Source organism: Microvirga arvi (assembly GCF_016892765.1).
Lineage (GTDB): Bacteria > Pseudomonadota > Alphaproteobacteria > Rhizobiales > Beijerinckiaceae > Microvirga > Microvirga arvi.
In genome coordinates, this window is sequence record NZ_JAFEMD010000073.1 from 1 (window position 1) to 24,519 (window position 24,519).

General features: G+C 62.9%; 19 protein-coding genes and 1 pseudogene. 8 read left to right on the forward strand and 12 right to left on the reverse strand.

The window, feature by feature from the left end; translation table 11 throughout:
* Nucleotides 1-226: 226 nt before the first annotated feature.
* Nucleotides 227-1,255 (reverse strand): IS110 family RNA-guided transposase, encoded by a 1,029-nt coding sequence (locus ILT44_RS26380; RefSeq protein ID WP_204242583.1) that lies wholly within the window; start codon nucleotides 1,253-1,255, stop codon nucleotides 227-229.
* Between the two features lie 180 nt (nucleotides 1,256-1,435).
* Between ILT44_RS26380 and ILT44_RS26385 the strand changes: the two genes are divergently transcribed.
* Nucleotides 1,436-2,413, forward strand: coding sequence for an ABC transporter substrate-binding protein (locus ILT44_RS26385; RefSeq protein WP_204242584.1), 978 nt, complete (start codon nucleotides 1,436-1,438; stop codon nucleotides 2,411-2,413).
* 109 nt (nucleotides 2,414-2,522) lie between these two features.
* The gene (locus ILT44_RS26390) at nucleotides 2,523-4,268 is read left to right on the forward strand and encodes a cache domain-containing protein (protein ID WP_204242585.1); all 1,746 of its coding nucleotides are present in this window, start codon (nucleotides 2,523-2,525) and stop codon (nucleotides 4,266-4,268) included.
* 27 nt (nucleotides 4,269-4,295) lie between these two features.
* Here ILT44_RS26390 and ILT44_RS26395 read toward each other — a convergent pair whose 3' ends face one another.
* Both ILT44_RS26395 and ILT44_RS26400 read right to left on the reverse strand, forming a co-directional pair.
* Complete coding sequence (locus ILT44_RS26395) at nucleotides 4,296-5,246, reverse strand: ABC transporter substrate-binding protein (protein ID WP_204242586.1); 951 nt, start codon at nucleotides 5,244-5,246, stop codon at nucleotides 4,296-4,298.
* Between the two features lie 38 nt (nucleotides 5,247-5,284).
* Nucleotides 5,285-6,268 carry an ABC transporter substrate-binding protein gene (locus ILT44_RS26400; protein ID WP_204242587.1) on the reverse strand — a complete coding sequence of 328 codons (984 nt, stop codon included), beginning with the start codon at nucleotides 6,266-6,268 and terminating at the stop codon, nucleotides 5,285-5,287.
* 315 nt (nucleotides 6,269-6,583) lie between these two features.
* On the opposite strand from ILT44_RS26400, the gene ILT44_RS26405 reads away from it, so the two are divergent.
* Entirely contained in the window at nucleotides 6,584-7,603 is a 1,020-nt protein-coding gene (locus tag ILT44_RS26405; protein ID WP_239468557.1) for an amino acid ABC transporter substrate-binding protein, read from the forward strand.
* A 56-nt stretch (nucleotides 7,604-7,659) separates the two neighbouring features.
* Nucleotides 7,660-7,980, forward strand: a complete 321-nt coding sequence (locus ILT44_RS26410; protein WP_204242589.1) for a PRC-barrel domain-containing protein — start codon at nucleotides 7,660-7,662, stop codon at nucleotides 7,978-7,980.
* Between the two features lie 44 nt (nucleotides 7,981-8,024).
* Here the strand turns inward: ILT44_RS26410 and ILT44_RS26415 are convergent, their stop codons facing one another.
* Complete coding sequence (locus tag ILT44_RS26415) at nucleotides 8,025-11,306, reverse strand: adenylate/guanylate cyclase domain-containing protein (protein ID WP_204242590.1); 3,282 nt, start codon at nucleotides 11,304-11,306, stop codon at nucleotides 8,025-8,027.
* Between the two features lie 1,367 nt (nucleotides 11,307-12,673).
* On the opposite strand from ILT44_RS26415, the gene ILT44_RS26420 reads away from it, so the two are divergent.
* Both ILT44_RS26420 and ILT44_RS26425 read left to right on the forward strand, forming a co-directional pair.
* Nucleotides 12,674-14,026, forward strand: a complete 1,353-nt coding sequence (locus tag ILT44_RS26420) for an NfeD family protein (protein WP_239468558.1) — start codon at nucleotides 12,674-12,676, stop codon at nucleotides 14,024-14,026.
* Nucleotides 14,023-14,865, forward strand: coding sequence for a slipin family protein (locus tag ILT44_RS26425; protein ID WP_204242592.1), 843 nt, complete (start codon nucleotides 14,023-14,025; stop codon nucleotides 14,863-14,865). Before ILT44_RS26420 ends, ILT44_RS26425 begins: the two co-directional genes overlap by 4 nt.
* Before the next feature lie 403 nt (nucleotides 14,866-15,268).
* Here the strand turns inward: ILT44_RS26425 and ILT44_RS26430 are convergent, their stop codons facing one another.
* The 3 genes and pseudogenes from ILT44_RS26430 to msrB form a co-directional block, all read right to left on the reverse strand.
* Nucleotides 15,269-15,553 carry a DUF6662 family protein gene (locus ILT44_RS26430; protein WP_204242593.1) on the reverse strand — a complete coding sequence of 95 codons (285 nt, stop codon included), beginning with the start codon at nucleotides 15,551-15,553 and terminating at the stop codon, nucleotides 15,269-15,271.
* Nucleotides 15,554-15,783: 230 nt separating this feature from the next.
* Nucleotides 15,784-16,530, reverse strand: a complete 747-nt coding sequence (gene msrA, locus ILT44_RS26435; RefSeq protein ID WP_204242594.1) for a peptide-methionine (S)-S-oxide reductase MsrA — start codon at nucleotides 16,528-16,530, stop codon at nucleotides 15,784-15,786.
* An 18-nt stretch (nucleotides 16,531-16,548) separates the two neighbouring features.
* Nucleotides 16,549-17,036: pseudogene (msrB, locus tag ILT44_RS26440) on the reverse strand (peptide-methionine (R)-S-oxide reductase MsrB).
* A 517-nt stretch (nucleotides 17,037-17,553) separates the two neighbouring features.
* On the opposite strand from msrB, the gene ILT44_RS26445 reads away from it, so the two are divergent.
* Complete coding sequence (locus tag ILT44_RS26445; protein WP_204242596.1) at nucleotides 17,554-18,360, forward strand: glucose 1-dehydrogenase; 807 nt, start codon at nucleotides 17,554-17,556, stop codon at nucleotides 18,358-18,360.
* 154 nt (nucleotides 18,361-18,514) lie between these two features.
* On the opposite strand, the gene ILT44_RS26450 is transcribed toward ILT44_RS26445, so the two are convergent.
* The 3 genes from ILT44_RS26450 to ILT44_RS26460 all read right to left on the reverse strand — a co-directional run bounded on the left by ILT44_RS26450 (nucleotide 18,515) and on the right by ILT44_RS26460 (nucleotide 21,193).
* Nucleotides 18,515-19,261 carry a hypothetical protein gene (locus ILT44_RS26450; protein WP_204242597.1) on the reverse strand — a complete coding sequence of 249 codons (747 nt, stop codon included), beginning with the start codon at nucleotides 19,259-19,261 and terminating at the stop codon, nucleotides 18,515-18,517.
* Between the two features lie 289 nt (nucleotides 19,262-19,550).
* Complete coding sequence (locus tag ILT44_RS26455) at nucleotides 19,551-20,561, reverse strand: 2-dehydropantoate 2-reductase (RefSeq protein WP_204242598.1); 1,011 nt, start codon at nucleotides 20,559-20,561, stop codon at nucleotides 19,551-19,553.
* 263 nt (nucleotides 20,562-20,824) lie between these two features.
* Nucleotides 20,825-21,193 carry a hypothetical protein gene (locus ILT44_RS26460; RefSeq protein WP_204242599.1) on the reverse strand — a complete coding sequence of 123 codons (369 nt, stop codon included), beginning with the start codon at nucleotides 21,191-21,193 and terminating at the stop codon, nucleotides 20,825-20,827.
* Between the two features lie 359 nt (nucleotides 21,194-21,552).
* Here ILT44_RS26460 and ILT44_RS26465 point away from each other — a divergent pair, with 359 nt between their 5' ends.
* Entirely contained in the window at nucleotides 21,553-23,427 is a 1,875-nt protein-coding gene (locus tag ILT44_RS26465; protein ID WP_204242600.1) for an adenylate/guanylate cyclase domain-containing protein, read from the forward strand.
* 298 nt (nucleotides 23,428-23,725) lie between these two features.
* Here the strand turns inward: ILT44_RS26465 and ILT44_RS26470 are convergent, their stop codons facing one another.
* Both ILT44_RS26470 and ILT44_RS26475 read right to left on the reverse strand, forming a co-directional pair.
* The gene (locus tag ILT44_RS26470) at nucleotides 23,726-24,202 is read right to left on the reverse strand and encodes an Lrp/AsnC family transcriptional regulator (protein WP_204242601.1); all 477 of its coding nucleotides are present in this window, start codon (nucleotides 24,200-24,202) and stop codon (nucleotides 23,726-23,728) included.
* Between the two features lie 20 nt (nucleotides 24,203-24,222).
* A partial coding sequence (locus tag ILT44_RS26475) for a DDE-type integrase/transposase/recombinase (protein ID WP_204242602.1) occupies nucleotides 24,223-24,519 on the reverse strand: 297 nt, incomplete at its 5' end.

Genomic DNA, 24,519 nt, shown 5'->3' on the forward strand with positions numbered 1-24,519 from the left:
CTATCATCAGCTCGGAGCACAACACCTCGATGCATATCCGTCGAAGATAGGGCTCAAGCCGAATACCCCATCTGATGAAGTTCGCGGATCAGGTCCCTATCGTTTATGCTGCGTCTGAGCGCAACGGCCTTCTCGGGCTGCTCTGATCCCCGGCTCGACCGGTTCGTCATCACACCATCACCACCTCACCAATCCTGCAAACGTCTCGTCCAGCTCACAAGACCGCCTATGCGGCCGCAGCAGCCGGAGCGCGATATCCTTGCTCGTACTGGAGGACCGCCCAGGCGATCCGTGCCAGCTTGTTGGCAATGGCGGTTCTGACCACGCTGGCTGGGCGGCGCGCCAGAAGCCCGTTGATCCACCCCGCCGTAACTGTGGTCCGGCCGCGCGCATGTCGCATCAGCGTGGAGGCTCCCAACACCAGAAGCCGTCGCAGGTACCGATCACCCTGCTTGGAGATGTGTCCCAACCGCACCTTGCCGCCAGTGCCGCTCTGCCGTGGCACCAGCCCGATCCAGGCCGCCAAGTGCCGGCCTGAGCGGAAGGAGCTCGGATCCGGGATAGTGGCCGCCAAGGCACTGGCGGTGATCAGGCCGATGCCGGGGATGGTCTCCAGGCGCTGGCTCAGCGCACTCGTGCGATGCCAGGCCAGGATCTCCTGCTCAACCTGACCAATGCGGCCATGAACGTCCTCGATCTGAGCGAGGATCAAGCGGATGCAGCGCCATGCCAGCTCCGGTAAGGCCGTGCCGCGTGCCTTCTCGGCCAGCTCGATGAGCTTGGGAACGCTGGGAAGCCCCTGAGGGGCGATGACGCCGTACTCGGCCAGGTGACCTCGTAGAGCATTAACCAGCATGGTCCGCTGCCGCACAAGAAGGTCACGGGTGCGGTGGAGCATGAGCGCGGCCTGCTGCTCAGGGTTCTTGATCGCAACAAAGCGCATGGTCGGGCGGGTCACCGCCTCGCAGATGCCTTCAGCATCGAGTGCATCACTTTTGCTGCGTTTGACATAGGGCTTCACATAAGCCGCAGGCATGAGCCGGACCTCGTGCCCGAGGGCCGCCAGCTCTCGCGCCCAGAAGTGGGCGGTGGAACACGCCTCCATGCCAATCAGGCAGGGTGGCAAGCGCCGGAAGAAGCCGATGAGCTCACCTCGGCGGAGCTGACGGCGGATCAGAACCTGTCCGTTCTGATCGATGCCATGAACCTGGAACACATGCTTGGCGAGATCGAGACCTACTGTCGTGACATGCATTGGAGCGGCTCCCTGTCTGGCGCTGAGGCAATCACCCTATCTCATAGGGCGATGCCGGGAGCAGGCGCCGTCCACTCCATCATTTATGGAACGGCGAAATTGTAGGTGTAGGGGAAGAGGCGTATTCTCAGGCTCACTATCGTCGTAGCTCCCTCTCGTTCAGGCCGAGGAGCTGATCCAATGGGACGCCACACTGCCCTTGCGACCCTTCTTATAACACTACTCATCTCGACCGCAGAGGCCCAGACGCCGACTAAGACCGCCCGGATCGGAAAGCTCTGCCCTGCGAAATGCGATGGGCTCGCCCACATCACCTTCGATGACGAGATCCGCAAACTGGGCTGGGTTGAAGGCCGCGACCTCACCATCGAACGGAAAGAGGCAGAGGGCCGCTTCGAGCGTCTGCCCGACCTTGCGGCCCAACTCGTCCGCTCCAGACCCGATGTCATCGTCGCGTCAAGCACGCGCCCTGTCCAAGCGGTCAAGAACGCAACATCGGAGATCCCCATTGTCTTCGCGGCCGTCGGTGATCCGGTCGGAACGGGTCTGGTGCAGAGCCTTGCCCGTCCGGGGGGAAACGTGACCGGGGTCACCTATTTTGTACCTGGCTTCGGCCTCGCCAAGAAGTTCGAGATCATCCGAGAGCTTCTGCCTCAGGCGCAGCACGTAGGGGTGTTGGCGAGTGCCGACAACGACGCAACCCGCCAGCGCCTGTCCATCGAAATTCCGATAGCCTCCCAGCGATATGGCTTTCGGATTGATGTCATTGGGTTCCGGGTCGCTGAGGATATCGACGGGGCTGTTGCAAAGGCGAAAATGCTCGGGGTGGAGGCATTGGCGGTTGCGGCTGATCCAATCGTGAACACGCCCTGGAACCGCGTCCCTGACCTCGTGGCTCAGGCCGGAATACCAGCAGTCTATGACCAGCGTGACTCGGCGCAGGCCGGGGGATTGATTGCGTACGGCATCGACATTGCTGAGAATGCCCGCACCCAAGCCCGGCTTGTGGACCGTGTCTTGCGGGGTGCATCTCCAGCCAAGATGCCTGTCGAGCAGCCGACACGATACATCTTCATCGTCAACCTCAAGACGGCCAAGGCGCTTGGGCTGACGGTGCCGCCGTCGCTCCTGTCGCAAGCCGATGAGGTGATCGAATGAGTCGTGCGGATTGCCCAAGCCCCAATGGCGGCAGCGGCGGCTCCCGTGCCTGGGTTGCGCCGGATCCGCCCCACCCCGCCTCCGGCGGGATCGGCTGAGGTGAACGGCCATGAGCGGACGGCGCCTCCAGTTTCGTGGCCTTTTCCGCAAGTACTTTCTCGTGCTGTTCCTGGCCGTGGTTATCCCGCTGGCCGCTAACGGCGTCAGCGAGGCCTGGTTCGGCTACCGCGACCAGCGGGCGAGACTGGACCAACTGCTCGGCGTCGAGGCGAGAGCCGCCGCCTCTAAGATCCAAGGCTTTCTTGACGGCATCAGCGGCCAACTCGGCTGGCTGGTACAGCTTCCCTGGACGGAAGAGCCGGACGAGCGGCGGCGGATCGATGCCCTGCGCCTGCTGCGCCAGGTGCCCGCCATCGTCAGCCTCACCCTGGTCGACGGTAACGGACGGGAGCGGCTGTACGTGTCGCGGATCGGCCTCAACCGGACCGAGAGCCGGACCGATCGGTCGGCCGAAGCACCCGTGGCGGGAGCCCGCGCGGCCCGGCTCTGGTACGGCGAGATCAGCTACTACCGCGGCTCAGAGCCTTACCTGACTGTCGCGATCTCGGGCAACCGCCCATCGGTCGGCATTGTCGTCGCCGAGGTCAACCTCAAGCTGATCTGGGATGTGATCTCGTCCATCAAGGTTGGGGAGACGGGCTATGCCTTCGTGCTGGATGGGCCGGGCCGCCTCATCGCCCATCCCGACATCAGCCTCGTCCTGCGCGGAGCGGACGAGATCACGCTGGCGCCCTTCCAAGCAGCCCGACAGGCGGTCGGGCCCACCAACATGGGCTTTGCGACGAGCCGCGACGCCGAGGGCAGCCGTATTGCGGTAGCCGCCGCCCCGGTCTCCGGACCGGAGTGGACAGTGGTGGTGGAGCAGCCGCTCTCGGAGGCCTTCGGCCCCATCTATGCGGCCCTGTGGCGAACGGGAGGCCTTCTTCTCGCCAGTGCCTCGTTTGCAGGTCTGCTCGCCTATGCCCTAGCGCGCCGGATGACCCAGCCGATCCGGCAGCTAGAGGACGGCACCGAGCGCATCGGTGCCGGGCAGTTCGACCACCACATCGAGATCAGGACGGGGGATGAGTTCCAGCGACTGGCCGACAGCTTCAACGCCATGGCCGCTGACTTGGCTGTGTCGCAGGAACGTCAGGAGCGCATCGCCAAGCTCAAGCGGTTCCTGGCACCGCAGGTGGCCGAACTCGTCGACCGGAAGGGTGACGACGGCGTGCTCGAGGGCCGCCGCACCGAGGTGGTGGCGGTGTTCTGCGATCTGCGAGGTTTTACGGCCTTCTCAGCGAGAGCCGCGCCAGAAGAGGTGATGAGCGTGCTCTCCGAATACTACGAGGCTCTTGGTGCGATCATCACCAGATATGCGGCAACGCTCACGAGCTTCTCGGGCGACGGCCTGATGGTCCTCGTCAACGCTCCCGTTCCGGTCGCGGCGCCGGCACTGCGGGCGGCTGACATGGCAGTTGAGATGCAGCGAAGCGTGCAGGAGCTCATCGTAGGCTGGCGGGCCCGCGCTCACCGGATCGGCTTTGGGATCGGACTTGCCATGGGGACGGCGACGGTCGGTCGGATCGGGTACGAGAGCCGCTTCGACTACACGGCCATCGGCAGTGTTGTAAATCTTGCCGCCCGCCTATGCGCCTCGGCGGCGGACCGGGAGATTCTGACAGATGCAGCCGTCGCCAGCGCCGTGAAGGACAAGCGCTCCCTGGTCCCGCTCGGATCTCGCCCCCTCAAGGGCTACGACGAGGAACTGCCCGTGTTCCGTATCTGCTTCGAGGAGAGGCCTCACGGTGTTTAGACGCTGTGCTTTATCGGCCGGCACGCCTCATTCAATCACCTCGTCGGCGCGAGCAAGCAGTGTGGGTGGGATTGAGAGCCCGAGCGCATTCGCGGTCTTGAGATTGATCGCGAGCTGGAAGTTCGTGGGGGTTTGGACGGGAAGCTCACCTGGGCGCGTGCCGCGCAGAATGCGGTCGGCATAGGATGCCGCGCGGCGATACATGTCCAACACATCAAATCCATAGGACATGAGACCGCCCTCGACGGCAAAAATCCGGTTCGTATAGATCGCGGGAACACGTTGCTGTGCGGTCATCTGGATGATCAATTCACGATGGTCGACCAAGAACGCGTCCGGCATGGCGGCCAGCCCGCTGGCGCTCCTTTGGCCGAGTGCGCGGATCACGTCTTTGATCTCGTCGCTGCTGTGCACTCGGGCAGGCACAACGGAGATCCCAAGAGACGACGCTGTGGCTTCGATCAGGCGCAGAAACAGCGCCTCGACGTGTGAGGCTGTCTTCGGATTGAAGAGGAGGCTGACCTGGGCAAGACCCGGCGATGCTTCCTTCAACATTTCCAGCCACTTCGGGCCCATGGAAACTTCGAAGGCCGTAAAGCCTGTCACGTTGCCGCCGGGTCGGGCCAAGTTGTTCACGAAACCCGAACCGACCGGGTCACCCACCCTGCAAAATACGATTGGAACGACGCTTGTCTCCCGAACGAGCGCGGCGACCGAGGGCGTCGCGTCGGCAAGCACGAGGTCCGGGGCCAGCGCGACCAACTGCGCTGCATACGTACGGAAACGATCCGAGCCCCCGGCTGCCCAACGTAGATGGAGTTGGAGATTTCGACCCTCCACCCAACCCAGCCCCTGGATAGTATCCTGGAACGCCTGCACACGGGCCTGTCCGTCTGGATCGCTCTCCACGCTAGCCATCAACAATCCGACACGCCGGACACGCCCGTGTTCCTGGGCCGGGGCGGCTCGCGAGAACATGATGCCACTCCCGAACAAGATCAGAAGCTCCCTGCGCCTCATTCGAGCACCTCGTCGGCGGCGGCCAGCATTCCTGGCGGTACCGTAAGCCCGAGTGCTCTGGCTGTTCCGAGATTGACCACTAGCTCGTAGCGCGTTGGCGCCTGAACCGGCAGCTCGCCAGGGTTGGCTCCTCTGAAAATTCTATCCATGTAGGAGGCAACACCTTGGTGAAGGCCCTCTGTGGTGGGACCATAGGAGAGCAGGCCCCCTGTCGCCGCCATGTAGCGGCTGCCGTAGATCGCCGGCACGCGATACTGCTCGGCGAGATCGGTGATCAAGCGCCGCTGCACGAAGGTGAAGACGTCCGGCAGCACGAGGAGGCCCCCACCCGGCGCGGCTGCAAGATCCACAAAAACTGGCTCGACTCCGGCAGCATCCTGGGCAAACGCGAGGATGGGCTCAACCGAGAGAGAGGCCGCGATAGCTTCGAACTCCTGTACGAAGGGCGAAGCCTTGTTGTGGGCCGTCTCCGGGTTGAACAAGATCGCAGCTCGCCTCACCTGCGGATCGATTTCCTTGAGAAGCTGCAACCATTTGCCTCCGAGCGAGGGCTCAAAGGTCGTGAACCCCGTCACATTGCCGCCCGGACGGGAAAGGTTGCTGACGATGCCGTTCCCGATCGGGTCAGCAACCTCAAAGAAGAGCACAGGGATCCTGCGGGTTTCAGCGAGCACGGCGAGCGTTGCGGGTGTGCCGTTGGCCACGATGAGATCAGGACGTGCCGCGGCCGCCTCTCTCGCCAGCTCCGGCAGTTGAGATGGGGCTGTCGCCACGTGCATCTCGGCGCGTACGTTGACGCCTCTAGTCCAGCCCAGCGACTGGAGGTGCTCCGCAACATCCCCCCAATCGTTCCGCGCGAGCAGGGTCCAAGTTTCCACCCATCCGACCCGCCGGATCCGCCCAGTTACTTGGGCCGCCGCTGGGGTCGGACGGAGCAGCGCCGATGCGCAGAGGAGCTGGACGAGATCGCGCCGCCTCATGCGACCACCTCTTCAAGCCGGTTGCTTGAAGGTTAACACGGAATCGCATCAACCACAGCCGGAAGCCAGACGGGTTTTTGGGAACCCGTCTCATGAAGCCAAGGAAGCATCGCAAACGCTGCTGTACTGGTTCCGAAGAGCGTTTCTCCACGCCGTAGTCCGTGGAATCTGGTATAGTGCGCTAGATTGTCTTCATTGAGGGAACCCACCCGAGGCCCTGTCGCAGTTCTCTCGCCAGCCGCGGCCGGACCTGTATGGCAGTACTTTTGGACCGAATCAGCACAAAGCGGAAGCGAACACGGAGATAGCATCATGATGAAAGCTATCGCATCCGTTACCTGTAGCGTCATGGCAGTGAGCCTCATGGCCACCGGTGCCTCGGCCCAGGCCACGCTCAACAGCGTGAAGCAGAAGGGTTTCCTGACCTGTGGCGCGAGCAGCGGCTCCATTGGCTTTGGAATGCCCGATGCCCAAGGCAACTGGACGGGCTTCGACGTGGACTTCTGTCGCGCCATGGCGGCCGCGATCTTCGACGATCCAACCAAGGTCCGCTTCATCCCGCTCAATGCCAAGGACCGTTTCAGCGCACTTCAGGCGGGTGAGGTGGATGTCCTGTCCCGCAACTCGACCCACACCATGTCGCGCGACACGCAGCTCGGTCTCGACTTTCCGGCCATCACCTACTTCGACGGCCAGGGCTTCATGGTCCGCAGGAAGCTCGGTGTCTCCTCAGCCAAAGGGCTGGACGGCAAATCGGTCTGCACCCAGCAGGGCACCACGACCGAGCTCAACCTCGCCGATTACTTCCGTGCCAACAACATGAAGTATCAGCTCATTCTCTTCGCCACGGCAGACGAGGCGAAGAAGGCCTATGATGCCGGCCGCTGCGACGCTTTCACCACCGACGTTTCCGGCCTGTACGTGGCGCGCTCGTGGGTCTCGAACCCTGACGAAGACCTCATCCTGCCCGAGATCATCTCCAAGGAGCCGCTTGGACCGGCCGTCCGCCACGGTGACAACCAGTGGGGCGACATCGTCCGCTGGACCCATATGGCCATGCTGAATGCTGAAGAGCTCGGCGTGACCAAGGCCAACGTCGATCAGATGAAGACCTCCGACAACCCTGAGATCAAGCGTCTGCTCGGCACCGAAGGCAAGTTCGGCGAGACCGTCGGCCTGACCAACGACTGGGCCGTGCGCATCATCAAGCACGTGGGCAACTATGCCGAATCGTTCGAGAAGAACGTCGGCGAGGGCTCGCGTCTGAAGATCAAGCGCGGACAGAACGCGCTTTGGACGAAGGGCGGCCTGCAATACGGCATCCCCGTGCGGTAACGGCTCGGGGCTCTGGCTATGGGAATGCGTCCGGTCAGGGAGGATGATGTAGGGCCATGAACCAAACCAACCTGTTGAATAGCCTTGTCCGGGATGACCAGATCAGTGGCGCTGACATCTTTGACCCTCAGGGCCGGCGGATCGGCGTCCTACAGCGAGTGTACCGGGAGGCGGATGGCGGATGCCTCATCCATGCCGACGTTGCCGTGGGTGGCTTCTTCGGCTTTGGCACGCGCTGCTACGTGTTTCCGTGGGAGAACCTGGCCTTCGATCCTGTGCTGCATGGGTATCGCGTCAGCCGGACCGAAATGGACCAGATCGCCCGCATCGACAAACCCTACGTTTCGCCCAAACGCCTCCTTCATGGAAGGTGGTAAGCGTTGCCCCAGTTGTGCATGGTCGTCAGAGCTGCCAATGGCCCTCATCTGGTGGATGGCGCGCGGCGTAACAGACCCTCCAACAGTGCTCTAGCCCGTTGCAGATCGCCAACGTCGAACCCCTCCGTGAACCAGCCATGGATGGGTGCCAGGAGGTCATGGGCCTCTGCCTGCCGCCCCTGATCGCGCAGCATCTGCGCCAAGTCGCAGGCGGACCGCAGCGCCCACATCCGTGCCCCCTGCTCCTGCGCGACCTCCAAGGCCTTGCGGCCGCTGAGTTCGGCCTCGTCCATGCGCTGCATGCGCAGGAGCAATCCGGCGCGGATGCGGTGCAACTCGGCATCGAAGAACTGGCTGCCCGTTTCCTCCGCCCAGGCCAAGGCTTCCTCAATCACCTGCAAACCCTCCTCGGGCGTACCCCGACGGCCATAGGCCCGCGCCAGCACGCCATCGTGCAGCGGGCGCGCAAACCCCGGCTGCGGGTGCCGGCGCTTGTAGTCCATCTGCTCCGGATCGGTGTGCAGGGCCACCGCCACAAGGCGCTCACGCAGAGCCACCTGGTGCCAAAGCCCGGACAGTCCCCACTCCGTGGCAAGGGCCATGGTCGCCTCGTTGGCCTTTTGGACGCCGATCCAATCATCCATTAGTTCGGCCAAGTGACCAGACATGTGGACCGCATGGGCGGTGCTCAAGTGGTGCCTATGACGGTAGCCGAGAGCAATGGCATCGGCCACGGCCTGTCGGGCGCGGTCCGGGCAGCCCCGGGCCCATAGCACGCATCCGCCGATCACCAGCAGGTGCGGTCCGGGATCGTCAAATTGCTCGATCAGGGCCGCAGGCCAGGGATCCTCCTCGTAAAGGCCCATTCCTCGCTCGAGATGCTCCTGCGCCTTCACGAATTTGCCGAGCTTGTAGCGCGCGTTGAGCAGCGCCTTGTGGCCATCGACCTGGAGAACACGATCCTTCCGGGCATCGCCCAGCACCAGGAGCTCGACACCGAGCCTCTCGGCCGTGCGCAGCTCCGCCTTGTTCGCATGGAAGAAGTAGAGCCCAACCAGGATGGGGTGCATCAGCCCCTCGTCGTCCAACTCCGTGCAGAGATCCCGCGCCCGGTACAGCGCCTTTCCGACCTCGGGCGCCGAATAACCCTTAGCGCTGGTGGCGGAGTTTCCCAGGCGAACCTGCAACGGCAGTTCATGGCGGCACCGCAGCTCGCGGTCGGAGATGAAGCCGACCATCTCGAGACCCCGCGCGCAGTGCGCGATCGCCTCCTGGTGAGCCTGTCGGCGGGCGGCATTGTCGGCGGCGCGCTGCCAGTACATGACTGCCCGCTCCGGCAGGCGCGCCTCGCTCAGGTGATGGGCGATGAGTTCAGGCTGGCGGGCAACCGCATCGGGGTAGCCTTGTTCGAGAACCTCCGCGACTTTCGCATGCAGGTCCTGCCGGCGCCTCTTGAGCAGGCTCCCGTAGGCGGCGTCGCGAACGAGAGCGTGCTTGAAGGTGTAGATCGCACTGGGAAGTCTGCCACGCATGGAGATCAGCCCGGCCGAGACGAGTTGTTGGAGCGCCGCACGCAGCCTAGGGTCGCCCTGCGGGTTGATGTCGGTCAGTATATCGTAGGTGAACTCGCGACCAATCACGGAGGCCTGCTGGGCCACGGCCTTCGCGGCTGGAACCCGGTCCAGGCGCGCCATGAGGCTGTCGTGCAGGGTGGCCGGAACCGCGCCGGACTCGCGCTCCAACACAGCCTTGGTCAACTCCTCGACGAAGAGCGGCACGCCGTCGGTCCGTTCGAGGATCTGACGGAACATGTCCGCCGGCAGTTCCACCGGGCCGGCAACCGCTTCAGCGAGGTCGGCGGCCTGACGCTGCGACAGGCCAGCGAGAGGGATTAACGTCACGCCAGGCCGCTCACGCCACCCGGGCGCGAACTCCGGTCGGGCGGTGATCAGCAGCAGGACACGCTCGGATCCGCTGCGGTCGATCAACCGGTCCATCACCTCTAGGGTCGTCGGGTCGGCCCAGTGGACGTCTTCGACCAGCAGGAGGAGCGGCTGCCGGCGGGCGAGACCGAGCAGATACCCGATCAACGCCTCCATCGTCAGTTCCCGCTGCTGCCCTGGATCGTATGGGAATGGCCCGTATCGATCATCTGTGGGGAGCGAGAGCATCGCGGCGAACACAGGCGCAACCGTCAGGATGTCGTCCGTCGCATGAGCCAAGAGGGTCTCCAGCTTCGCCAGCCGCTCGCTGGGCGTATCGTCCTGGCAAATGCCCGCATCCCGCTCGATCCGCTCTACGAAGGGATGCAGGGGGGAGTTGCTGAAGAAGGGCGAGCACTGGCACTGCACGTCGGTGTGGGGCTCTGGCCGCACGTGGTCGCGGAACTCGCGTGCGAGCCGCGACTTGCCAATTCCGGCTTCGCCGGTCACCCACGCCACCTGCCCGTCGCCATCCTTGGCCTGCTCCCACCGTTGCGCGAGCAGGCGCAGCTCCTCAACTCGCCCGATCAGAGGCGTATCCCCTGGACCGTGGGCCTCGAAGCGGCTCTCGACGACGCGGGCGCCGAGCACCTGCCAGGCCTCGATGGGAGCGGCAAAGCCCTTCAGGTGCTGGGGACCGAGATCGGCGAGGTTGAACCCGCTGCCGAGCAGGCGCCGGGTCGCCGGCGCGATGACCACCGCACCCGCCGCCGCAAGGGTCTGGAGCCGCGCGGCAAGGTTGGGGGTCTCGCCCACGACACTCCGTTCCTGGGCTGCACCTGCGCCGACTAGGTCGCCCACTACGACTACGCCTGTGGCAATGCCGACCCGAGCACGCAACAGATCCACTCCGGACGGAACTGGGGCACGCGCCACCTCCTCCGTCAGGGCCAGACCGGCCCGGACGGCTCTGACGGCATCATCCTCGTGAGCCTGCGGATAGCCGAAATACGCGAGCACCCCGTCGCCCATGTACTTCGCCACGAAGCCTCCGAACTCGGCGACGGTTCCAGAGCAGGCTTCATGATAAGCCCTGAGGACGGCGCGGTATTCTTCGGGGTCCAGAGTGCTTGCGAGGCTGGTAGACTCGACGAGGTCGCAGAACATCACCGTCAATTGCCGCCGCTCCGCTTCCACACCAATGTTGGCAGGGTTAGCCAGGGACCGATCGAGGTGTGAAATGGCGTCGAGGAGTTTCCGGCGGTGGCCGACGGCATGGACGCCGAGCTCCTTCAGGTCTTCGCCCGTAAGCCGCGGCAGGATGTCGTCATCCACGGCATTGTCGCGGAACGCCTGCTCGTACTGCGCCAGCCCGAGGCTCCGTAGCCACTGCGCGACATCCACGTCCTGTCTCCTGCGAGAGGCCGCAGCTTGCCGAGAGTATACACCGAGGCCGCTCATGCAGCGAGCGCCATCATGGGAGGTCATCAGATGATAGGGCCTTACGCTGAAGCGGTTGGAGGTAGGGCTGGGCGGGCGATGCCCGACTTTCCTCTAGACAAGCCCACTTCGGAACGTCTCTTCAGAGTCATCCTCTGCCGATCCCCTAACCTCCAGGAATGTCCGATGTTCTTGGCGAGAGCAGACTCTGGGTCTACTTCCGAGAGGTGCCAGGAGCGGTCCTTCGCTCTTGGAACGAGCAAGGCTCAATCAGAGAATCCGATAATACGCTCGTGGCCAGAGCGGGCGCGGAAAGTGCTTGGGGCGAGCTCCCCCAGGGAAGCCTCTTCAATCGCCAAGGTTAAAGTCGAGGATGTGTTCGGGTGCAGAACGCAGGCTCGCCTCGCTTCAGTCGAAAGGCGGAGCGCCTCAACAACCTTCACCGCAGTCCCGCGTTGATTCGGTATGCAATACATCTGCGATGCCCCGGGATCGAAGACCTGGTTTCGGATCGAGACCGAAGGTGAAGCCGCGCTCGAGTCGGATGCGATGAACCACGTGGTTGAGAAACACTTTCGCCAATCCTGGGAGAGTGCAGCGAGTATCTATCGGTCAACCTCCAGCGCGTTTGTTGAGCAAAACATTGGCCTCAAGGTTCACGTGCAGCGCGTGATGCCCTTGTTCCTGACGTTGCGCAGTGCGGAGGGAAACGCGCTCGTCACAGCCATGCTGCCACCGGGCGGGCGGCATGACCCAGCGTTCAAAATCATCATTGTTGGTCCTGAGACCGGGATCCGTATCCTGAGCATGGGGAAGCCATTCGCAAGCTGGGGTAGCACTTTGGCCTCAGCCTCGAGCGCATCCGGTGCTATCCCTACGGAGGAGCCACCCCGTCTCGGAGGTAACCTTCTTGTAACTGCCTTCTGTCGCATGCCGCGCGGCAGTGGTTGAACTCCTGTTATCATATCTCGCGCAAAGCCCACGTTCTCGGGTAAGTAATCATCCTGGGCCCAAGGCGCTTGTTGCAGGCGGGCGATCGTTGACTTGCGGGTGCGGTTGGAAACGAGAGGCCTGGCGGCTCACGCCCACAGGCAAGCGGCCGTTGTGATTGGCCGCGGCTCGGACTTCTACGGGCCGCAGGCGACCCCGCCACCCTCGTCATCAGGCACACCACGTCCCTGCTTGGAGGAATGACATTCCGCATGGTTTGATGGCCCGTGAGACCGTTTGATGCTATGGTGAATGTAAGGGGCACCTGGACCTTCAGTCGCGGAGACTGGGACGTGTTCCAGAAGCGTCTCACCCGAATAATGGCCGCCGTCATCGTGTTGATGGCATGGACGGCAGTGGGCGCTTCGGCGACCGAGCTCAAACCTGGTGCGGATCGCTACGTGACCTCAATCGCCGTCACCGGAGCCATTGGGCCCGCGACGGCCAACTATGTCAAAGATACCCTTCTCGCTGCCAATCCGCAGCACGTCGAGGCGATCATCCTGCGCCTCAACACACCGGGCGGACTGGCGACGAGCATGCGTGAGATCATCGCAGACGTGCTGGCCTCGCCTGTGCCGGTTATCGGCTTCGTGACCCCCGCCGGTGCTCATGCGGCCAGCGCAGGCACTTACATCCTGTATGCCACCCACGTGGCCGCCATGGCGCCGGGCACCAACCTGGGAGCCGCAACCCCGGTGCAGATCGGCAGCCCGCTTGCACCCGCCCCCCGGGAGCCCGAGAAAAACAAGGAAGGCGGAGATCGGCCGTCGCTGGGATCTGGCGATGCCATGACGGCCAAGGTAACCAATGATGCGGTCGCCTTCATCCGCAGCCTGGCCGAACTCCGGCACCGCAATGCGGACTGGGCGGAACAGGCTGTGCGGGAGGCGGCGAGCCTCTCGTCCCTGGCGGCATTGGACAAGGGCGTCATTGACCTCGTCGCCACCACCCCTGAGGAACTCCTCGCCCGCCTCGACGGACGTGAAGTCGAGGTCAAGGGTGAACGCCGACGCCTGGCCACCAAGGATCTCACGATCAGGTCCGAGGAGCCGGGTTGGCTCATCCGGCTGCTCGGGGTGATCACGAACCCCAATGTGGCCTTCATTCTGATGATCGTGGGCGTTTACGGCCTCATCTTCGAGTTCAGCAATCCTGGGGCAGTCGCGCCTGGCGTGATTGGCGCCATCTGCCTTGTCCTTGGCCTGTATGCCTTGAATATGCTGCCGGTGGATTACACCGGGCTTGCGCTGATGCTGCTTGGGCTCGCCTTCCTGGTCGCGGAGGCGTTCAACCCGACCGTGGTGCTCGGAACGGGAGGGCTCGTGGCCTTCCTGCTCGGAGCGTTGATGCTGATCGACACCGATGCGCCGGAATTCCAGCTCTCCTGGACGGTGATTGGGGGTGCCATGCTGGCCAGCATCGGCCTCTTGTCCCTGACGCTCGGCTACGCCTGGCGTACACGCCATCAGCCCGTCCGCACCGGCGCTTCAGCCATGCTCGGGCAACCGGCAGAGGTGCTCGACTGGTTGGGCCACGAGGGGCATGTGCTCACCGCTGGAGAGCGCTGGCAGGCTCGAGCTCCCGAAGCTCTGCTTCCGGGCGAGCAAGTCCAGATCACCAAGATCAGGGGCCTGATGCTTGAGGTGCGCCGCATGTCCGATTTGGTAGCGAGCGCGGGAGGCCGCTCATGATCTTCGATTATGTCGCCTACTTGGTTCTGGCCCTGCTCATCATCGGCTTCCTGGCCGCGGCAATCCGGATCCTGAGGGAGTATGAACGGGGCATCGTGTTCACCCTTGGCCGCTTCACGGGGGTGAAGGGTCCTGGGCTGATCATCCTTGTTCCCTTCGTGCAGCAGATGGTCAGGGTTGACCTGCGGGTGATCGTCCAGGACGTGCCGCCCCAGGATGTTATCTCGCGTGACAATGTCTCGGTGAAGGTCAACGCCGTGATCTACTTCCGCATCGTCGATCCCGAACGGGCCATCATCAAGGTCGAGAACTACATGGCCGCAACCAGCCAACTGGCGCAGACCACCCTACGCTCGGTGCTGGGCAAGCACGAGCTTGACGAGATGCTGGCCGAGCGTGATCGGCTCAACGCCGACATTCAGCAGATCCTCGACCAGCAGACCGATGCCTGGGGCATCAAGGTAGCGAATGTCGAGATCAAGCATATCGATCTCAACGAGAACATGATCCGTGCCATCGCCAAGCAAGCGGAAGCGGAGCGCCTGCGGCGGGCGAAGGTGATCAACGCCGAAGGCGAGCAGCAGGCAGCCGAGAAGCTCGTGGAGGCAGGTCGACTGCTCGCGGCCGAGCCACAGGCGATGCAGCTCCGCTATTTTGCGGCACTACACGATATTGCCAGCGAGCGCTCGTCGACCATTATCTTCCCGCTGCCCACCGATCTTCTGGCTCACCTTGGCGGCGCATCCGAGCGTCAGACCGCGGTGGCTCGCGACCCCTCAGGCTCGCAAGACCGCGGCCGTGAGGCAGGGGTGCCCGGTCTTGGTGCCAAGCGCGCCTGAACCCCTTTCCAGGGTGGCATGGACACCACGGAGACGGCAGCCGTGCACTGAATGAGAGAGCCCCACGAGCTCTGCTCACAGCCGTACTCGAACATCCTTCACCCTGTGCAATAGGGCTCCCGCCGCATCCAACAGATCCTCCAGCCACCGGTTCTGATAAAGGGCAGGTTGCGCACGAGGGTGCCTTGGCATGGTCGCGGAATGCCAAAGGTCTGGAGTGGGTCAACCCAGGCCATCAAGCGCGGCCTTGTGGAGGTCTGCTTCACTCTCCCCTTGCAGAAATTCGGCTTAGGTCAGCCTCGTGCCAGAAACGGCCGTTCCCAGGCCGTGACATTTGCTCATAGCCATTCGTTGGAAGAACCACTTCTCTGGCGCAGATCGCAATCACCTTCCACGCCCGGTCCTAGAACTCATAGAATATCGTTAGCTTGGCTTGGTGGCCGGAGAAGTTGTCCAGGTCGAGCTGGCGGCCCGAGGCTTCGTCCGAACGCCCGGCAATCTGGGTCGAGAACGCAGCCGAAATCGACAGGTTGTCGCTGAGCTTTGCATGGAAGGTCGGTTCCAGGAACAATGCCTGCCCCTCAAAGCGATCGAGACCGAGTCCTGAGTAGGATCTGAGATAGCGGAGTTCAGCTCCGACGAACACATTCGGCACGGCCTGGAAAGCGAGCGCACCAGAGATACCCAATACTGGCGTGGCGTTTCATGCCCGAGCCGGTTGCCGCAGGCTATGTCACTCACCTGGAAAGCGACCTGAAGTCCAGAGCTTGGGACCGATCGAATGGCCAACTGAGACATCAGCCTGAATACGTGGGCTCTCTGTATCTGTTCGTCTCCGAAGCCGCCTAGGTCCGTTCCACCCGTTCGCCGGCTTGATCAGGAAGGTGGTCGGCGGAAGCTGCCGGCCTACATTCATGGTCAGTTCGTTCGGCTCGCCTGCAAGGCCAACACTGGGCGCTCACGATAAAGGTCCGGGAACAGTCGCTTGAGGTTCTCGATCTTCGGCAGATCGTTGTAGACGATGTAGGGATAGGTCGGATTGAGCGTCAGGAAATCCTGGTGATAGTCCTCCGCCCGGTAGAACGGTCGATCCGGCTCGAGCCGCGTGACGAGGGCCGCCTTGTACGTCCGCGCCTGTTCAAGTTGTGCGATATAGGCCTTGGCCACCGCCGCCTGGTCCTGGTTGCGGGGAAAGAGCGCCGTCCGATACTGGGTCCCGACATCCGGCCCCTGCCTGTTGAGTTGGGTCGGGTCATGGGCCACGGAAAAGAAGATCTGGAGGATCTTGCCGTAGCTGATCCTGCTGGGGTCATAGGTGATCTCGACCGCCTCGGCATGCCCGGTCTTGCCTGAACCGACCATCTCGTAGTGCGCCGTCTGCCTCTTGCCGCCCGCATATCCGGAGACGGCGTTTGTCACGCCTGTCACATGCTGGAACACGCCCTGCACTCCCCAGAAGCAGCCCCCTGCCACGACGGCGGTTTCCGTGGCACCCACCCGGACGGGGACGTCCAGAGCCGGGGCCGGGATGGCGATGCCCTCCTGTGCGCTCGCAGGTCGGGAAGCAGCGATGCCAGTCGTCGCAAGCACGATCGAGAGGACGAGGGCAATCCTCGCACGCCGCCAGGAATGATGGTTCGCCGTGGCAGGTCTGGCTTGTCTCATCGGTGGGCTCCGTGTGGATCAGGCGGCAGGAGTGAAGTTCATCGCGACGCCGTTCATGCAATAGCGCAGGTTCGTCGGGGCCGGACCGTCATCGAAGACATGGCCGAGATGGCCGCCGCATTGATTACAATGCGCCGCCATGCGGATCATGCCATAGGACGTGTCTCCCTCCGTAGCCACCGCCTGTTCCAATGGCGCCCAGAAGCTTGGCCATCCGGTACCGCTTTCGAACTTGGTCGTGGAGGAGAACAGCTCGAGCCCGCAGCCCGCGCAGGTGAAGGTCCCCTTGCGATGTTCGTTGAGCAAGGGACTGCTGAAAGGTGCCTCGGTGCCGCCCCGCCTGAGCACGGCATATTGGCTGGGATTGAGGAGCTTGCGCCATTCGGCATCGTATGTGTCACGGCGAAACGCTCGCCGGCGAAAGCCGGAGGCATCCGCCTGAATGCCCCGGCCGCAACGGCAAGGCCCGCGATACCGGCGTTCACCAGGATCCGGCGCGTCATCATCGTAATGACCTCCATGGATCGACATGGGAACGAGGATTCGAGTGTCAACATCAAGACGGACGTGTCCATTCGATGGATCTGCAATCATATGCAAGTGATGGCGGTTGGATGTGCCAGGTGGTCATCCGGGCAACCTGTTCAAGCCAGCGACCTGCCGCCTTTTACCCTGGGCTCGGCCGATGTACTGCGCGTATTCATAGGCACTGGGGATCACGAACCCGTGTGCCGGTAGCCAAGAACGGGGCTCCCAGTCTCGTCGGCGCCCTTGCTACACCTAGATGATGGGTGGATGGGGGACCGGTACCGCCGTCTGATGCCCGGACAACCCTGGCCCTGGCTTGAGGCCTGGGGCAGTTCAACGCCGGCCCACCACGGCCACCGTTCCCTATGGCAAGGGTTCTTCGGATCAGGTGACAGAGGCTGACTTTCCATCCCGTGACGTGGGAGGTGGGCTGAACCATCGCGTGGCGGGCCGGGCTAAGCCAAAGCAACCCGAGCATTCCGGAGGACCGACATCATGACGATTACTGGCCGTCTCGAAGGGCGTTATGCCCTGATCACCGGAGCGTCACGTGGAATCGGTCGGGCCATTGCCGTCCGGTTCGCCAGGGAAGGTGCTACCGTCGCCATCAACTTCAGCGGATCGCACGATGCCGCCAAGGAGACGCTGCGTCAGGCGCAGGAGACGACCGGTGGCTCCGGCAAGCTTCACATGATCGTTCAGGCGGATGTCGGTGACGAGCACGCTATAGCGCGCATGTTCGACGAGGTGCTTTCGGCCTGGGGGCATCTCGACATCCTAGTGAACAACGCGGGCATCCAGTCGGAGGCGGAAAGCCACGTCTATCCTGTCGACGAATATCGGCGCATTCTGGATATCGACCTGACCGGTCCCCTGATCTGCTCGCAGGTTGCGATCAGGCACTATCTCTCGCGGCCTGGCGGAGGAACGATCCTCAACTGCTCGAGCGTCCACGAGATCGTTCCGAAACCGGGCTTCATCGCCTACTCGATCAGCAAGGGCGGCCTCAGGAACCTGACGCGGACGCTGGCCCTGGAATACGCCGATCGCGGCATCCGGGTGAATGCGGTCGCCCCGGGAGCCATTGCCACCGACATCAATGCGGCCTGGAAGGATGACCAGGAGGCGCGGGCGAACGTCGAAAGCCACATTCCCATGGGCCGTGCAGGCACGCCGGAGGAGATGGCGGCCGTGTTCGCATTCCTGGCCTCCGACGATGCGTCCTATGTGACGGGCCAGACGCTCTATGCCTGCGGGGGACTGACGTTGTTCGGCGAGTTCAAGGAGAACTGGTCATCCTGAGCGGAAGGGACTGTCGGCTAATGGGTCAAACTGAGTAGTAGCGGATGTAGTTGCGAAGGTCCGCTCACCCCGCCAGTGCGGAAGTAAGGCTAAGGTCAGCCCAGTGCCAGAAGGAGACCTTCGTCAAAGGTTTGCAGGTCAATGCCTACATCTCTTAGGGTCCTGGTTCCTCTACACTGTTCTCTATCAGGCCTGATGCGGCGACGCGGAGTTTGGCCCGCCCGGCTGCTTCGTCGGCGCATTTCTCCAGATGCGCCGCCTTGTTGATCACCTGGAGATTGGGTGCGCCCCAGAAGGCGAGCAGGTCCGGCCATGGCCGTGAGCGGTGCTCGGACCACACCGCAAAGAGCGGAACCCGGTGGTCCACCTCGGCGGTCTTCAGCAGGCGACGGCCCGTGGTGACGCATTTCCGCTTCTGGCGCAGCTTCAGCGCCCGCAGTTGGTCAGGTGGAGCGGTCCAGAGTTGCCAGGCCACGACGCAGGCCGCATGCCAAGTGGCGTTCCGGTTCGGCTTGCCGTCGTCCCAGAGGTCGCAATGCCAGCCCAGCCGATAAACCGGCTGCCCACAGACGCAGCAATGCCCCGGCCCGCGCATGAAGGCGGCCTCCCGGTACGGCGCCGGCGGCGTGCGGAAGGAGAGCGGTAGGCCTGTCTCCTTGTCAGACCCCAGTCGCCATTGCCATCCTGTGGGCTGTCCGCTTTTCGCGGCGAGCGCCCGCGCCAGCCGATCAGCCAGGAGTGGCCGGTGCCGCCAGTACGACTCCACAGCGCGGCGCTGGGTTGGCGGGATCAGCGGCTGCCGGAGCGCGTGGGAGAGAACGCAGGGCGGAAAGAGCGCCGAGAGGCGCTTTTCGAGTCGGGCTCGCGCCTTCTGGTTCTTTTCGTCTCGCCAAGTGGACATTCCGGATCGGCCGCCTCGTATGAATCGCCCTCAGGTCTGTAGCGGCTAGGCCCGTCGAAGGGAACCGCGAGAGATAAGGTCCGCACATGATGAGATTGCAGTTCATCGTTTCCTGGTTTTTGCGAGAACCCAACCCAAAAGGCCGAGCAGCGCCAGCCCTGAAAGCATCCCGCACCGGCGCCTCAGGGCACACCAGAAGCCTCCATGACAAGATGCCCGATGCGGGCCACCCACGATGAACAACGCGAGAGGCGCCAGACATCCGATTCCAGTCATTCCAGCAAGTCGATTACGCCGGGACGGCCGGGATATCTTTGACTGCTTCTGGATACAGGCCGCGGCTGCGGCCAAAGAGCCGCGCGAGGCCCAGCAGGCTGTCCATTGCAGGCGTCTCAATGCCAAGCCACTGAGCGATCTCCCTCGGAGCGCTCAGAAGGACATCTAGCTCGATTGGGCGCCCTGCCTCCACGTCCTGCAACATCGAAGTCTTGAAGGCGCCAAGCTTCCTCGTGACCGCATTGCGGTCTTCGCCGCTCTCTGTAACGGGGCACCCGATCTTGTCGCCGATCTGAGCGGCTTCGGCCATCACCCGTAAGATGAAGCCTCGTACCAACGGATCGTCCAGGATCCGGTCCGCTGTCGCACCGGTGATGGCTGAGATCGGGTTCATGGTCATGTTGCCCCACAGCTTGTACCAGATCGCCTGCTGGATCCGCGAGCTGACCTCAACATCGAAGCCACTGCTGCGCAGCACTTCTATCACGCGGTCCAAGCGGGCAGAGCCTCCGCCGTGGGACTCGCCCACGATCAGGCCGTTGCCGGCGCGCTGAACAGTCACTCCGGGCTCTGACGTCGTGCAGGCAGCATGAACAACGCAGCCGATGACATGGCGGGCTGGCATGGCGACATCGATCTGCCCGTCGGGGTCGATGGCGGTGAGCCGCCTTCCGCTGAAGGGGCCGGGCAGCCCCTCGAAGAACCACCATGGCACGCCGTTCATAGCTGGCAGGACAATCGTGTCGGGCCCCAGCAGGGCAGATGCCGCCGGAGCTGCCGCCGCGAGCGCCGGCCCCTTGACGGAGAGAACGATCAGATCCTGCTTCCCCAGCGCCGAGGCGTTGTCGCTGGCCTTGATCGGGTAGGAGCCCACCTCATCGCCACGCCTGAGGCGAACGCCGTGCTCGCGCAGAGCGGTGAGCGTGGCGCCGCGGGCCAAGGCACTCACCTCGAAGCCAGCCTGGGCCATCTTGAAGGCCATCCAACCACCAATGGCGCCAACGCCGACTACGGCCACTCGCATCGCATCTGGTCCCCTTGCGCCGTCCGAGTTCTGGCGACTTCGCCTGTAACCTAACATTCTCCAGGCATTCCTGTCGCTGCTTAGTCTCGCGGGAGAGCAGCTCGGCTCCTTCCGTGAACAGGCCCCAGCCCTCGGATCCCACCGAGGTTCGTCGGGTAGTCACCGACTTCATTCCCTGGAGTGGGGCAACATGAGAGTTGAAGCGGCAACCTGGCGGGGCCTCGCTCGCCTCATGAGGGCGAAAATCCGACGCCCAGAGGTCCTTACGGCTCGGACGTCTTGAACTCGACCCGGATGCCTCGAAAGCCGTGCGGCGCGTCGGCCGCGACCTCAATGGCGTGCAGCCGCTGCGGTGGCAGGCGCAGAGCCCGTGGCAGCGCAGGACTGGTCGGCGTTCCGCCAGATGGAGGGATCTCATTGCCGTCCGCGTCGAAGTTTCGATAGTCCGGCCGGGCCAGTACGACCATGAGGCTTGGCCAACAGTGGTGATGAAGGTTCTCGCGCTCGCCAGGCTCGACGGTGACCTCCAGCACCCGCATGGTGTCATCCTCAAAGAGGAGGCGGTGGTTTGCTGGCGCGGCGACCAGCGCATCCAGGTGGGGAGGCCACTCCGTATCGTTGGTCTTAGGCATGTGGTCCTCCAATAAGAGAGAGACACACATGATGCCATAAGTGCCGTACGCAAACGATGTCGCCTTGGAGCGGCTAAGGTCAGCTTGGAGTCAAACTGAGCCGTTGAGCTTGGCCTTATGAGGGTCAGTTTACCCCATAGCTTCGGAAGTTCGGCTCTCGTCTGCGTCGTGCCAGACGAGCAGCCATTCGGAACTGTTCCAAAGCAGACAATCCACTGAGCAATCAAAGATAACAACCGATCATCACACGGCCCGACTGGATCACCTTGGCTGGCATAGCTCATTACCGCTGGCGACGGGCCGGCAGGAAACGAGTATGTTGTGTCATTGACCCGAAGACTGATCATCCGGGGGATCATGTGGAACGTCGCCTGATCGCCATTCTTGCCGCCGACGTTGTGGGCTACAGCCGTCTCATTGGGGCAGACGAGACTGGCACACTCGCTGGGCTCAAGGCACACCAGACCGAATTAATCGAGCCCAGGATCACCGAGCACCAAGGCCGCATTGTCAAGCTCACAGGGGATGGCATCTTGGTCGAGTTCCCGAGTGTGGTGAATGCCGTCGCCTGCGCGGCCGAAATCCAGCGCGGCATGCGCCAAAGGAATGAAGCCATTCCGCGGAATCGCTGGATCGAATTCCGGATCGGTGTCCATCTGGGAGACGTTATCGTCCAGGACGGCGATATCTTCGGCGAAGGAGTGAATGTGGCGGCGCGGCTCGAAGGGATCGCCGCGCCTGGCGGGATCACTGTGTCCGGCTCCGTTCGTGATCAAGTCGGCACCCGGCTCGACCTCACCTTCGAAGATTTGGGAGAGCGGGCACTCAAGAACATCGAGCGAGCCGTTCGCGTCTACAACGTCCTATTCAGCACTTCTTCGGCCCACCCGAAAGGCACCACAACTGCTGTATCACCACAAGTGGCGCAGAGGCGGTCGATCGCGGTGCTTCCGTTCGCCAACATGAGCAGGGATCCGGAGCAGGAGTATTTTTCGGATGGTATCACCGAGGATATCATCATCGACCTGTCGAAGATCTCCGGTCTCCTCGTCGTCGACCGCAATACCGTGTTCACCTACAAGGGTAAGTCGATCACCGCGCAACAGGTAGCGCGGGAACGCGACGTCCGGTTTATCCTGGAGGGAAGCGTCCGCAAGGCGGGGGCGCGTGTGCGCATTACCGGTCAGCTTATAGAAGGCCTGACCGGAGCGCTTCTGTGGGCCGAGCGCTATGACCGCGACCTCGCGGACATTTTCGCGATACAGGACGAGATCACGCAGGCAATCGTCGAGCAGCTCAAAGTGAAGCTTCTGCCCGAGGAGAAGACAGCGATCGCGTTGGTCCCAACCGAGAACATCGAGGCTTACACCTACTACCTTAGGGGCCGGCAATTCTTTCATGAATGGACCAAGTCGTACCTGCTGCTGGCGCGACGGATGTTTTGCAAGGCCGTGGAACTCGATCCACGCTATGCCCGTGCCTATGCTGGGATCGCCAACTGTGACTCGGCCCTGCACGCGTGGCATGCCGCTGAAGTCTCCCTTGATGACATCCTCGAGATGAGCGCCAAGGCCCTGGCGCTTGATCCCAATCTGGCCGAGGCACACGCTGCCCAGGGATTGGTCCTGTATCAATACGGACGCCACGCGGAGGCCATTGCTGAGTTCGAGCGGGCTCTTGCGCTTGATCCCAGTCTGTACGAGGCAAATTTCTTCTATGCGCTGCTTCTGAATACGCAAGGCAATCTTGCGGCGGCCGCCAGATTTTTCGAGCGCGCTGCTGAGATCAGGCAAGACGATTACCTGTCGCCCAATAACTTGTTTGGCATCTATCGTGCGCTGGACAGACCCATAGACCAGATGAGATGGGCACAGATCGGCCTTGAACGGGCTGAACGCGCACTCGAGCTGCATCCGGAAAGCTCCGGTCCGGCTCATCGGGGTGCCGTCGCGCTGGCGCATCTCGGCGAACGCGACCGTGCCAAGCAATGGGCGGCCCGCGCCTTGGCGATTGATCCGGGTGAGAACATAGCCCACTACAACGTCGCTTGTGTATATTCACTCTTGGGCGAACTCGACCAAGCGATGGATCATCTGGAGAAAGTCATTCCGCAACTCTCCCCAGAGCTGATGAAATGGCTCGAGAAAGACTCGGACCTGGACGCCGTCCGCTTCCATCCGCGCTATCAGAAACTGTTTGGGACACGGGGAGAGCAGCAAGGGCCCGGCAAGTAAGGAGACACACAATGGTGCAGGCTGAAGGGCCGCCTGCCGCCAACCGAAGGAGCTAAGTGTCCAGCGGCAATCTCGGTCAGGATCAAGCCCGGCCACAGAGCCGCATCTATCAGAAACGTCAGCTTGCCAGATTATCTTGGGTGCCTAGTCAATCTCCCGATTGAGACATCAGAGGGAATTTCCAACGCCTTAGGAATGTCTGTTGTCGCCTTCCGCAGCAGACATTCCGTCCACTTCGCAAATGTGCCAATAGCCGTCGTTCCCTGGCCGCGGCAGTCGCAAGAATTGATCTGTCCAGTCATCCCGATAGTGGAACCGCCAGCCCGACCTTGACCCGGTCCATGGACACGAAGGTGCGGAACCGCTTCACGTTGTTGTTGCCGAAGAACAGACGCCGCGTGAGCGTCTCGTAGGCGGTCATCGTCGGCACCACAACCACCAGCACGAAGTCAGCCTCTCCGGTGACGTAGTAGCACTGCTGCACCTCCGGAACCGCGGCGAATTCCCGCTTGGCAGCATCGATCAACTCCGCCGTCTCGCTGATCACCTCGACCTCGACCTCGACGAAGATCGTGATCGGCTGCCCGACCTGAGCTGGATCGATCATTGCGACATTGGCCTGGATGACCTCCGCCTCCTCCATCCGCCGGATGCGGCGCTGCACGGCTGGGGCTGACAGATTAACGGCCTCGCCGATCACCCGCTGCGGGGTCGTGTTGTCCCGCTGGAGGGTACTGTCAACTTGGCGCGAAGTCGGCGCAGCTGGCGCAGACATAGTCATCACGTCAGCCCAAATCAGCCTACGAGGGCAACACCGGTCGCATCGCGCAAGGTGAGGAAGGCGCGATCCCGCGCAGCCCGGTACTCACTTGCGGAAAGGCGATGACGGCAGAGCTGGAAGTGATTGTGGATCGGAGCATGAGTGGCGAGAAACTGCTGCGCGTGGCGGGCTGATTTGAACCGCCTCATGTGGCGTTCCCGCCGTCGGGTGGGTTGGTGCGACACCTCACAGCGGTTGTTGAGATACCGGCTCTGCCGATGTTCCACGCCCGGCAGGATCTCGCGCTTGGCGGCCCCATAGGATCCAAGTTT

Bases quoted from the DNA above. Each gene is read 5' to 3' on its own strand.
- ILT44_RS26380 (WP_204242583.1), bottom strand. From the start codon at position 1,255: ATGCATGTCACGACAGTAGGTCTCGATCTCGCCAAGCATGTGTTCCAG.
- ILT44_RS26385 (WP_204242584.1), top strand. From the start codon at position 1,436: ATGGGACGCCACACTGCCCTTGCGACCCTTCTTATAACACTACTCATC.
- ILT44_RS26390 (WP_204242585.1), top strand. From the start codon at position 2,523: ATGAGCGGACGGCGCCTCCAGTTTCGTGGCCTTTTCCGCAAGTACTTT.
- ILT44_RS26395 (WP_204242586.1), bottom strand. From the start codon at position 5,246: ATGTTCTCGCGAGCCGCCCCGGCCCAGGAACACGGGCGTGTCCGGCGT.
- ILT44_RS26400 (WP_204242587.1), bottom strand. From the start codon at position 6,268: ATGAGGCGGCGCGATCTCGTCCAGCTCCTCTGCGCATCGGCGCTGCTC.
- ILT44_RS26405 (WP_239468557.1), top strand. From the start codon at position 6,584: ATGAAAGCTATCGCATCCGTTACCTGTAGCGTCATGGCAGTGAGCCTC.
- ILT44_RS26410 (WP_204242589.1), top strand. From the start codon at position 7,660: ATGAACCAAACCAACCTGTTGAATAGCCTTGTCCGGGATGACCAGATC.
- ILT44_RS26420 (WP_239468558.1), top strand. From the start codon at position 12,674: ATGGCATGGACGGCAGTGGGCGCTTCGGCGACCGAGCTCAAACCTGGT.
- ILT44_RS26425 (WP_204242592.1), top strand. From the start codon at position 14,023: ATGATCTTCGATTATGTCGCCTACTTGGTTCTGGCCCTGCTCATCATC.
- msrA (WP_204242594.1), bottom strand. From the start codon at position 16,530: ATGAGACAAGCCAGACCTGCCACGGCGAACCATCATTCCTGGCGGCGT.
- ILT44_RS26445 (WP_204242596.1), top strand. From the start codon at position 17,554: ATGACGATTACTGGCCGTCTCGAAGGGCGTTATGCCCTGATCACCGGA.
- ILT44_RS26450 (WP_204242597.1), bottom strand. From the start codon at position 19,261: ATGTCCACTTGGCGAGACGAAAAGAACCAGAAGGCGCGAGCCCGACTC.
- ILT44_RS26455 (WP_204242598.1), bottom strand. From the start codon at position 20,561: ATGCGAGTGGCCGTAGTCGGCGTTGGCGCCATTGGTGGTTGGATGGCC.
- ILT44_RS26460 (WP_204242599.1), bottom strand. From the start codon at position 21,193: ATGCCTAAGACCAACGATACGGAGTGGCCTCCCCACCTGGATGCGCTG.
- ILT44_RS26470 (WP_204242601.1), bottom strand. From the start codon at position 24,202: ATGTCTGCGCCAGCTGCGCCGACTTCGCGCCAAGTTGACAGTACCCTC.